Source organism: Geobacter sp. DSM 9736 (genome assembly GCF_900187405.1).
Classification (GTDB): Bacteria; Desulfobacterota; Desulfuromonadia; order Geobacterales; family Geobacteraceae; genus DSM-9736.
The window spans coordinates 1,416,062-1,426,109 of sequence record NZ_LT896716.1; the positions used below are offsets into that span (position 1 = coordinate 1,416,062).

14 protein-coding genes and 1 tRNA gene are annotated in these 10,048 nt (G+C 52.5%); all 15 read left to right on the forward strand.

What is annotated here, in order from left to right; all coding sequences use genetic code 11:
- The first annotated feature begins 8 nt into the window (after positions 1 to 8).
- The 15 genes from dinB to CFB04_RS17865 all read left to right on the forward strand — a co-directional run bounded on the left by dinB (position 9) and on the right by CFB04_RS17865 (position 9,800).
- Positions 9 to 1,235: a DNA polymerase IV gene (dinB, locus tag CFB04_RS06635; protein ID WP_088534544.1), complete on the forward strand. Its 1,227-nt coding sequence runs from the start codon at positions 9 to 11 to the stop codon at positions 1,233 to 1,235.
- 68 nt (positions 1,236 to 1,303) lie between these two features.
- Positions 1,304 to 1,618, forward strand: coding sequence for a hypothetical protein (locus CFB04_RS06640; RefSeq protein WP_088534545.1), 315 nt, complete (start codon positions 1,304 to 1,306; stop codon positions 1,616 to 1,618).
- Positions 1,619 to 1,700: 82 nt separating this feature from the next.
- A tRNA-Sec gene (locus tag CFB04_RS06645) sits at positions 1,701 to 1,798 on the forward strand.
- A 187-nt stretch (positions 1,799 to 1,985) separates the two neighbouring features.
- Positions 1,986 to 3,227, forward strand: a complete 1,242-nt coding sequence (locus CFB04_RS06650) for an integrase arm-type DNA-binding domain-containing protein (protein WP_088534546.1) — start codon at positions 1,986 to 1,988, stop codon at positions 3,225 to 3,227.
- Positions 3,228 to 3,277: 50 nt separating this feature from the next.
- Entirely contained in the window at positions 3,278 to 3,484 is a 207-nt protein-coding gene (locus CFB04_RS06655) for a hypothetical protein (protein ID WP_157698743.1), read from the forward strand.
- Positions 3,485 to 3,528: 44 nt separating this feature from the next.
- The gene (locus CFB04_RS06660; RefSeq protein WP_088534548.1) at positions 3,529 to 3,924 is read left to right on the forward strand and encodes a hypothetical protein; all 396 of its coding nucleotides are present in this window, start codon (positions 3,529 to 3,531) and stop codon (positions 3,922 to 3,924) included.
- A 101-nt stretch (positions 3,925 to 4,025) separates the two neighbouring features.
- Positions 4,026 to 4,679, forward strand: coding sequence for a hypothetical protein (locus tag CFB04_RS06665; RefSeq protein WP_088534549.1), 654 nt, complete (start codon positions 4,026 to 4,028; stop codon positions 4,677 to 4,679).
- Between the two features lie 78 nt (positions 4,680 to 4,757).
- Positions 4,758 to 4,994, forward strand: a complete 237-nt coding sequence (locus CFB04_RS06670) for an AlpA family transcriptional regulator (protein WP_088534550.1) — start codon at positions 4,758 to 4,760, stop codon at positions 4,992 to 4,994.
- 70 nt (positions 4,995 to 5,064) lie between these two features.
- Entirely contained in the window at positions 5,065 to 5,313 is a 249-nt protein-coding gene (locus tag CFB04_RS06675) for a DUF5659 domain-containing protein (protein ID WP_088534551.1), read from the forward strand.
- Between the two features lie 267 nt (positions 5,314 to 5,580).
- Positions 5,581 to 7,347, forward strand: coding sequence for an AAA family ATPase (locus tag CFB04_RS06685; RefSeq protein WP_197692595.1), 1,767 nt, complete (start codon positions 5,581 to 5,583; stop codon positions 7,345 to 7,347).
- 75 nt (positions 7,348 to 7,422) lie between these two features.
- Positions 7,423 to 7,899 carry a hypothetical protein gene (locus CFB04_RS18200; RefSeq protein ID WP_088534554.1) on the forward strand — a complete coding sequence of 159 codons (477 nt, stop codon included), beginning with the start codon at positions 7,423 to 7,425 and terminating at the stop codon, positions 7,897 to 7,899.
- A 208-nt stretch (positions 7,900 to 8,107) separates the two neighbouring features.
- On the forward strand, positions 8,108 to 8,266 hold the full coding sequence (locus tag CFB04_RS17860; protein ID WP_157698744.1) for a hypothetical protein: 159 nt from the start codon (positions 8,108 to 8,110) through the stop codon (positions 8,264 to 8,266).
- A gap of 56 nt (positions 8,267 to 8,322) precedes the next feature.
- On the forward strand, positions 8,323 to 8,859 hold the full coding sequence (locus CFB04_RS06700) for a hypothetical protein (protein WP_157698745.1): 537 nt from the start codon (positions 8,323 to 8,325) through the stop codon (positions 8,857 to 8,859).
- 105 nt (positions 8,860 to 8,964) lie between these two features.
- Complete coding sequence (locus CFB04_RS06705; protein ID WP_088534557.1) at positions 8,965 to 9,360, forward strand: helix-turn-helix domain-containing protein; 396 nt, start codon at positions 8,965 to 8,967, stop codon at positions 9,358 to 9,360.
- 56 nt (positions 9,361 to 9,416) lie between these two features.
- Entirely contained in the window at positions 9,417 to 9,800 is a 384-nt protein-coding gene (locus CFB04_RS17865) for a hypothetical protein (protein WP_157698746.1), read from the forward strand.
- Positions 9,801 to 10,048 lie beyond the last annotated feature (248 nt).

Below are 10,048 nucleotides of genomic sequence, written 5' to 3' on the forward strand. Positions count from 1 at the left end.
GGAGCGCAATGTCTTTCCGCACGATCCTTCACCTCGACATGAACGCATTTTTCGCCTCGGTTGAGCAGCAGGCCGACCCGTCGCTACAGGGAAAGCCGATAGCCGTTACCGGAGCGGCCGAAAGAACAGTCATCACCACTGCGTCCTACGAAGCGCGGGCATACGGGGTGAAAACCGGCATGACCATCGGCGAGGCGCGTCGCAAATGCCCCCACCTGATCCTCGTCGTTGGCAAAAACCGTAAATACACCCATACATCGACCCTCATCATGGAGATGCTGCGCGACTTTACTCCGCTCGTGGAGGTGTCCTCCATAGATGAGGCTTTCCTGGACGTAACCGGAAGCATTCCACTCTTCGGACCTCCCGCTGAAATCGCACTGGAGATCAAAAAACGCATCAGGGATCGCTTCGGCCTCACCTGCTCCGTCGGGATCGCGCCAAACAAGCTCCTCGCCAAGCTTGCCTCTGACATGCAGAAGCCCGACGGACTCGTCACCATAGAGCCGCACGAGGTTGCCTCCATCCTTGACCGTGTTCCGGTCGGGGACATGTGCGGTATCGGCGCCAAGACACAGGATATCCTGCGTCTTCTCGGGATACGGACCTGCGGCGATCTTGGCCGGTTCCCGCCTCACATCCTCAAAAATCGCCTCGGCGTGTTTGGGGAGAGACTGCACCTCATGGGACGGGGAATCGACGACTCTGCAGTCGTCCCCACCGAAGAAGCCGAGGCCGTAAAGACGGTGGGCCACAGCATGACCCTGGCCATTGACGTGAACGACAGGGAGGAAATTGCACGGCGGCTTCTCCAGCTCTCCGAAATGGTGGGGCGGCGTGCACGCAAACATGGTGTCACTGGCAAGACCGTCACCCTCACCGTGCGCTATCCCGACTTCACGACTTTCAGCAGACAATCGACGGACGACTCGTACACTAACCAGAGCAGGGAAATCTACAGGCGGGTGAAAGGAATCCTGGAGATGATCGTTCTGGAGCAGCCGGTTCGCCTCCTGGGCGTAAGGCTCGGGGCGCTTCGCCAGTCGGAAGAACAGCTCTCCCTTTTCAACGAAGAGCAGCAGCAGGTCACGGCAACCTCAGCCATGGACAGCATCAACGACCGTTACGGCAACTTCACCGTCACCTATGGCTCGCTCCTCAACACTACCGGGGAATCGGGCGTCATCTCGCCCGCCTGGCGTCCGGAAGGGATCAGGCGGGTTGACGTGACGTAAGTGCTGAGCATGGAATGGTTTGCCCTTTCGGGCCGGATTGGTATCCTTATCGTAGACAGAGGCGGCTCATGGATGCACCCTCAAGAAAGGATACCAACGTGAAGAACCTGGGGCAATATGTTGAATCCATGCTGAACAAGCACTGCTCCTGCACAAGGATCGAGAACAAGATCCTTCTCGAAACCATCAGCATCTGTCCGGAGTGCCAGACCCTCTTCACCACATTGATCTACCAGATACCACAGGAGCGTATGCAGGAAGTGCTGGAGCGCCTGACGGATCTGATGGCCGAGCTCGGCATAACCTCCCAGGGATCTCCTGAAGGGGAAATAGGTTTCGAACCCACCGGCTCGGACAATCCCGAGGAACCTACAGGAGAATGAATCTCTGAGCGGTTTTGAAGCGGGCGGAGCAGGTCCAAAGAACTTGCCAGATCACCGAAGAAGTGCGATACTCCTCCACCGCGGAGGCACGACGGTCGCTGGTGGGCCGCGCGGTCTTCAAAACCGTTGAGGGGGATGAGAAATCTCCCTGGTGGGTTCGATTCCCATGTGCCTCCGCCAATAACCATCCAAGCCCATCCATAGATATCCAATAAACCCGCTGATATGGCGGGTTTTTTATTGTCGCTTGTACATCTTCATGCTATATTGTCCACGTAAATCCGGGGTAACTTAGGGGTAGGTTCAAGGGTAACCAGAACTATCCACAGGGTAACACCCCCAACTTCCCCGGGGTAACGGAGGCAATATGGCACTCACCGACGTTCAAGCTAAGAAAGCTCAACCAAAAGAGAAGCCCTACAAGCTGACGGACGGCGAGGGGCTATACCTGCAAGTTACCCCAAACGGTGGAAAGTGGTGGCGCTTCAAGTACCGGATCGACGGGAAAGAGAAGCTGCTTTCTCTGGGGGTATATCCTGACATCTCTCTGGCAGAGGCACGGGAACGGAGGCGAGAGGCAAGAAACCTTGTGGCCCATGGTATCGACCCCTCCGTGGAACGGAAAGCAGCCAAAGCTGCAAAGCGGGAACTACAGGCCAATAGCTTCGAGATAATCGCCCGTGAATGGCACGAACACATGCAGGGTAAGAAGGAATGGACAGCAGAACACGCGACGACGATCATGAACAGGCTGGAAAAGGACTGCTTTCCATGGATCGGCAGCAAGCCTATTACCGAAGTCACCGCCAAAGAGATCAAGGCCATTCTGGACAGAATAAAATCACGAGGCGTAATCGAAACTGCCAGACGCGCGCTCACGATCATGGGGCAAGTCTACCGATACGCCATCATGACTGACCGGGCAGAGTATGACATTTCCGGAGGATTCAGAGGCTATCTTCCGGCTACAGGTAAAACCCGGAAGCACATGGCATCGGTTACCGACCCCAAAGAACTCGCCCCCCTTCTCCGCGCCATAGATGGCTATCAAGGAACCCTTGCCGCTCAGTGCGCTTTGAAGCTGCTACCCCTCCTCTTTGTCCGTCCTGGGGAACTGCGGCATATGGAATGGGCCGAGATCGACTTAGAGGCCGCTGAATGGAACATCCCCGCCCCAAAGATGAAAATGAAGCAACCGCACCTTGTACCCCTGTCACAGCAAGCGGTTGATGTTCTGAACGAGATAAAGCCTCTCACGGGCCACGGTAAATATGTGTTTCCCTCTGCGCGGTCCTTTCACCGCTGCATGTCCGACAACACTATCAATGCCGCCTTCCGGCGCATGGGTTTTGATGGAGAAACAATCACCGGCCACGGCTTCAGAGCAACCGCCCGAACCATCCTTGACGAAATTCTAGGCTTCCGCGTTGACTTCATCGAACACCAGCTAGCACATGCCGTGAAAGACCCGAACGGCAGAGCCTACAATCGGACGGCGCACCTTGCCGAGCGCCGGAAGATGATGCAAACGTGGGCGGATTATCTGGATGGGCTGAAGACGGGGGCGAAGGTTCTGCCGTTTAAGCCCTTAGCATCAGACAGGGGGTAGCCAGGAGCAATCAGAAAAAGCCCGTTATATGGCAAATATGGAGGCGTAAATTGTCGAACAAAAAGGGAAACGGGATGAATCTAACCCCCGCCGATATCCAAGCCCTAGCCCGCGCCATCGTAGCTGAGCAGAACCGGCAGCAACCCCCCGACAATATGACCTTTCGTGAGCGGTGGGACTGGCTGAAGGAGGAAGGGCGCAAGGGGTTGGCGAGAGAGAGAACTGAACAGAAAAGGAGGGCAGCGGATAACAAATAGTGGTGGTGTTAGTCTAATGAATGAGATAACCAAAGGAGGGAGTTATGGGAAAGGTTAGTAACCTGGCAGCCGAGGTTCAGCAGCTCGCAGCAGAATTACAGACAGTCCAGAACGATCCCGAGCGCCTTGATGTTGTCACGCAGAAGTTAAGAACGGTACTAGATGAATTGCATTATGAGATCGAAGACCCACCCACACGGTTGGCTAAACTACAATACAGAAGATACTTCAACAATAAGCCTGTCCCCGTCAACCGCCTAGCGTGTAACCTTCTCAGACACCAAGACTGTCACATATTACGTTACCTCATCCATGCTAATGTCATTCCAGCCTTGAAAAAGCGAGGAAGATGGTACGCCACCACTGAAACCCTCATTGCCTACTACAAATACAGAATAGAAAAAGACGAAATCGCGCGTTCGTGCAAGCGAGCGGCATGATATAACCAACCTCGCGGGGATAGTCCGGCCAGACGACAAGCCGCCTATCCTGGGGCGGTTTCCCCGCGATCATTACCAGGAGCGCTACAGGAGGCGCAAACATGCTTGACCCAGAAGTTAAATTCATGATTCAGGATTTACATACAAAAGTAGCACATGCATATAACATTACCTATGACAAGCTATCCAAGGCAAACTCTCATGATGCCATAGAAAATGCTGTTAAGACTTTAAAGGGACTTAGATCTGCCCCAGATGGTGTTGAATTTTCTCTCTTTGCAGCCGCCAAAGGTATGTACCTCGCACATGATCTAGCACAAAATCTCTACATGTTGCATGATTTCCCTCCTGAATCACTCCCAACTGATTATGTAATGGAACTGCTCAATACTGCTTTTGCTGCGGGGTTACTCTTAGGTAGCGCCCATCACGGTAATTATACAAGGATAGCTTTCGAGCGACATAAGCCCTTTTTAGATGCTTGCAAGAGAAGCAAAAAGGATAATTTAGGCAAGGTATTAGAAGATATGGTGGTCACTCACCTCGATACATCCGGAAGATTCCCCAGATTCAAAGAAATCATTCACGAACTAGAGTCACTCGCCGCTTCTGGACATGCGATAATTCAAGAAGTTGTGGACGACGAAGAAACAGTGCATTGGGTCACAAAGAAAGGGTTAGAAGAAGAGACATCATTTAAGGGCGTCCGCAATAGATTGAGTTTGATTAAGAAGAAATATATTGAATCGAGATAAAAAATCCCGCTACCCGCATAGCCGGGATTTGCACTTTGTAGGATACCTCTAAACAACAATGAACGGAGGTGTACTACTATGGATGCAAGAGCAAAAACCCCCCTCCCCGAGACCGGCTATCTCCGGCTCTCCCAGATCGTTGGCAACCCCAAGCAAGGCATTCCCGCGATTATTCCCGTCTCAAAATCCAGTTGGTGGGCAGGTGTAGCAAGTGGCCGCTATCCTTCCCCCGTCAAACTGTCGCCGCGTTGTACTGCGTGGCGGGTGGAGGATATCCGCGCTTGGATTGCCAATACCAGCAAGGAGGCAGCGTAAAGTAATGGTGTAACAACAAACCCATCCCAACGGGGGATTGGGTACAACAGCAAAAAGGAGCTGTGAAGAAATGAAGACTTTCGAGACTGAATCAATCGACCTCGCTGCATTCCTGACAGCGGCGGGAAACCCACCAACCGTTTACCTCAAGCCTAACGCATCCCGCGCCCTCTTCGAATTCACTGAAACTGAAGAACTCCGAGAAGCCATTGTTTCCTATGAGAGAGGGGCAGCACTCCCAGCCAAGAAGCTGCTAACCACCCGTTCAGCACTTTACCGAGAAGCTAGCCGGGTAGTGCGCGAAGGGGGTGGACGATGACCACGAACGGTAGACACCCTCACAGCAAGAGGCTACTCACCAAACCCCTCAAGTGCTCGTTGATCGGTCTACTCAACAAAGTTGACCGGCTTCATGATGAAGGAAACGCTACCAGAATCACAATAGCAATGATCGATTGCATCCAACTACTATTGGCAGAGGCTTCGTACCTTGACTCTAAGGAGGTACGCAATGGACGAATTTCTTGAAGCCATAAGGAAAGCTACAGGGGGCGCACCTTCCCCTTCCGAACTTGTGCCGGGGAAATTGATACGGTTTCCGACTAGCGACAGAAGAGGCGATGACGCCGGATGGTGCAAGCTCTTCGATGATGGGCAAGCGGGCGTTTTTGGTGACTGGCGGAGCGGCGTTAGTGATACCTGGCAAGGCAACACGCCAAAGACAGACGGAGAGCGGGCGGCATTCCTAGCAAGGGTAAAGCAAGCGCGGGAAGAGGCAGCGCGGGTACAAGAGCAGGAGCGGGCCGAATGCCGGAAGAGATCAGCCGAGATATGGGGCAGCGCCACAGAAGCGAAACCAGAAAATCCCTACCTCCTCGCAAAACAGGTGAAGCCCTACGGCGTGAGACAGTGGCAAGATAACGTCCTTGTGCCGGTGAGAGACAGCGGCGGCACACTTCACGGCTTACAGTTCATAGGGCCGGAAGGTGCTAAGAAATTCAAGAAAGGCACAGCGGTTGCGGGGTGTTACCACTCACTAGGCAAACCCGATGGAAAGATCATCATTGCCGAAGGCTATGCTACCGGCGCAACCCTTCACGAAATCACCGGTCATGCTGTTGCTGTCGCCTTTAACGCGGGGAACCTCAAACCAGTTGCTGAGGCATTGCGGGCGAAGTATCCAGATATTGAAATCATCATTGCAGCCGATGACGACCACGCCACAGAAGGCAACCCCGGCCTTACAAAAGCGACCGAAGCGGCACAGGCGGTAAATGGTTTGCTAGCTGTTCCGGCCTTCCCCGATACACGGGGGGCAAAGGATACCGACTTCAACGACCTTGTACGGATAACTACGCCAAACGTAGTTAAGGCATGTATCGACAGTGCAGCCATACCTATCCCTTCCCCTGCCAAAGAAAACGCCTCACAGACTTTAGAAGCACGGAAAATCAAAGCTGTATCTGTCCTTGAGTTCATGCAGCTAGATTTCCCCCCGCGCCGGTCCCTGCTTGCTCCTTGGTTGCCATTCCAGGGCTTAACTATGGTGTACGCGCCAAGGGGCATCGGAAAAACGCATTTCAGCCTAGGTGTTGCCTATGCCGTTTCGAGCGGTGGAAAATTCTTGAACTGGGAGGCACCGGCCCCGGCGGGGGTTCTCTTCCTTGACGGTGAAATGCCTGCAAACGTGCTGAAAGAGAGGATAGCGCGGCTTGCTGTTTCAGAGGAAAAGGAGCCAGCCGCCCCCTTTCATATCATCACCCCAGACCTTCAGCCGGATTGCAGGATGCTCGACCTATCGAGACTAGAAGACCAGCAGGAGTTGCAACCATTCCTTGAAGGTATCGCGCTAATAATCGTGGACAACCTTAGCACCCTATGCAGGACCGGGAAGGAGAACGAGGGCGAAGGGTGGTTGACGGTACAACAATGGGCGCTGCAGCAACGAGCAGCGGGGCGGTCCGTCCTCTTCATTCACCATGCAGGCAAGAACGGAGAGCAGCGGGGTACATCACGCCGGGAGGATGTCCTTGATACGGTTATCGCGCTGAAACGGCCAGCGGACTACACCCCAGATAAAGGGGCTTGCTTTGAGGTGCACTTTGAGAAGGCGCGGGGACTATTCGGAGATGACACTAAACCCTTTGAGGCACAGCTAACCACTACGCCGGATGGACAGCAGGCATGGACGATTAAACCTCTTGATGAATCGACGGCGGAGAAGGTTGCAAAGCTCTTAAATGAAGGGGTGGAGCAAAAAGATATTCCAGAGATGCTAGGGATTCATAAGGGCTCAGTTTCGAAGGCAAAGAAAAGGGCTCAAGAATTGGGATTGCTGAAGGCGGTTTCCTAGGTTTCCCAGTTTCCTTGTATAGGGGAGGAAACCAGGAAACTTTTTCAAGAAACGGGAAACACGGAGGGAAACCCAATGGAAACGACTAGCCTTAAAGCACTGTCAATCAAGCATCTACAGGGAAACCACCAAGCAAACTTTAGGGAAACTTCTAGTTTCCTAGGGGGAAACTTCAAGGAAACCGGGGCAGTGGTTGCCGAGTGGGATTCACTGCAATTTGCAGCTAAGGAACTTGGGACAATCCAGGAAGTTATGCGGACAGCGGTTTACCTGACCCCTGCCGGAAAGTTGATGGTGTCAGGGCATGTTGATGACCTTGCAGCGGAGGTTGTGAAATTGACCGGCGATGACCTGAACAAGCAACGGGAATTGCTAATCCGCCATTGTGAAGCCTTCGACCCTAACCATATATGGCGGCTTTGGGAAGAGTGGGAAGAACGGGCGGCGATAATGGAGCATGAGGCGGGATTGCCGAGGGAAGAGGCAGAGAGGCAGGCGGCAGCGATCTTACATCTAACTGCATTTCTGCCGGACCAGCAAGCGGCGGCATAGGAGGTATAGCAATGGGTGAGGTGATACGGGTTAATTTTTGGGCGAAGTACGAGCGGCTTCCTTTCGGCTTTGAGGGTGATCCGTGGTCAGATTTCGACATTTGCCCGATGTGTGATGCAAAGCCAGGAGAATACCACGAGAGAGGATGCGGCATTGAGCGGTGCAATATTTGCGGCGGTCAGTCAATTTCGTGCAGGTGTGACTAACTATGTCAGACGAGATACTCAGAGAAATCGACGGCAGTTTATCAGGAATAATACTTGAACTGCACGCGCTGAACGAGTCGCTAAGGGCAGTGGTTGAGCTGCTAACTAAATCCCTGCTGATATGCGGGAACGAACAAACAGACGGAAAAGGGGTGCAATAATGAGCATGAGCCAGGGAAGCAGTAACCAGAGTACAGAGAGTGGCGGGAACACTCAAGTGTCACGAGATGACCGGCTACAGATTTACAACAACGCGGCCATGAAGGTAGGAAATCCTGCTGGCGGCTGGGGGCTTGGTTCGCCTCAAAGCGAACCCTACAACGGCCCCACTGTTACAAACGCCCGTATTTCGGATTACTGGAATAAAGTTGATCGTTACGGCACCGGAGATCCTTCTATCACTGATTATGCCGGATATGCAGCCGGGCGGGTGAAGGATGGCTACAACTACCTTGATGACAAGGCTAGACGGTTCGGCAGTGCTCAAGACGAAGCCTTAAAAAAGGATGGCTCTTTCTCTAATGTCAGGAGCAGTGACGGTTTTGGCTTCAACATGGAAACAGCCGGGTATTTAACAGGAGCAGCACAACGGACACTTGCCCCACTTCTCAGCATGGCAGGGGCAAATAAAGGGCTAGGCATTCCCCCCTCAGCACCACTTGTGCCAGGCGGCTCGAAACCGGCCTTAGAGGATGAAGAATATCTAGAGCGGTATTATGGGATACCACGGAGGAAGAAGAGGCGGCTTTACTGACACATTCCGGGGAAGGGGCGAAGGCTTGAAAACTTACAATATGTATGTTTTCGCCTCCCATTCCGCCCTTTTTATGTTCGGCTTTCTTCGCCGGAAGGAGACGTTATGAAAACAAATAGGCTTACAACAGAGGAGAAACAGCACATTGCAATATTAGCCGCTCAGGGTAGTAGCTGTCTTGCCATTGGCAATGCGATAGGCAGAGACGACAAGACGGTTGCACGCGCCCTGAAGAAAGAGGACGTGCAAGCATTGGTTACCGAGGCTCAACAGCGGATCGGCCTGAAGTGGCAGGAGATATCAGAAAGCATCCTTGATCGGATTACAGAGGGGGACATAGAAAAGGCCGGATTGAGAGACAAGGTTGTTGCTGGAGGGATTGCGCTGGATAAATCAAGGCTAGCCCTTGGCCTGTCTACTGAAAACGTTTCTAGGGCTGTTAAGATTGTACTTGCAACGAATAGTGATGAACTAAGTAAACTCGTTGAAGGAGAAGAGTAGACTTTAATGTTAGATTAGTGTAATCTTCGCCGCCACTGCCAAGAGCGGGAGGGGAAATGAAGGGAACGATATCTGGCTTATTGGTACTGTTTATCTGCACTGGCTGTACTCGCTACTACTATAACCCCAATTGTCGTGGAGAGCCTTATTTCAGCGAAAATAAGAACTTCTGCAAGGAATATAGTGAATTGCAATGTTCAAAAGTTGATGGGGTGGCATGGCCTGCAATGCTGCTATTACCTTTAGCCGTTGTCGCAGGTGCTGCAGAGGTGCAAAATAAGGTAACTAGCAGCCCCCACTACCAGGCGGGGGGATCGGCTTATACCGACTACACAAGACCGGAGAATCAACCCGCCCCTCGATTATCGCCGATGCAGCAACAGATAAACAACGGTAATGGTCTTGGCCGATACGGTAATTACCCGGATTACCAGCGCTAATCGATTGCTGCTTTTTTGCTACTAGCCGGTCAGGATATCAAGCAATCGAATACGCCTTATATACCTGCTATCATTATAAATACAAGTCTTCTAATCGTCAGATAACGCGTCAATGCTGTTAATGCTTGGGCCGGGAAATCGGCCTGCCCTTTTTTTAGTCCGACACCGGTAAGTTTCACTCCCCTATAGAGCCAGCATAGAAGGGAATTCAACTGTCGTTTTCGGTTGATTTTTCGAGTAATGGGAGA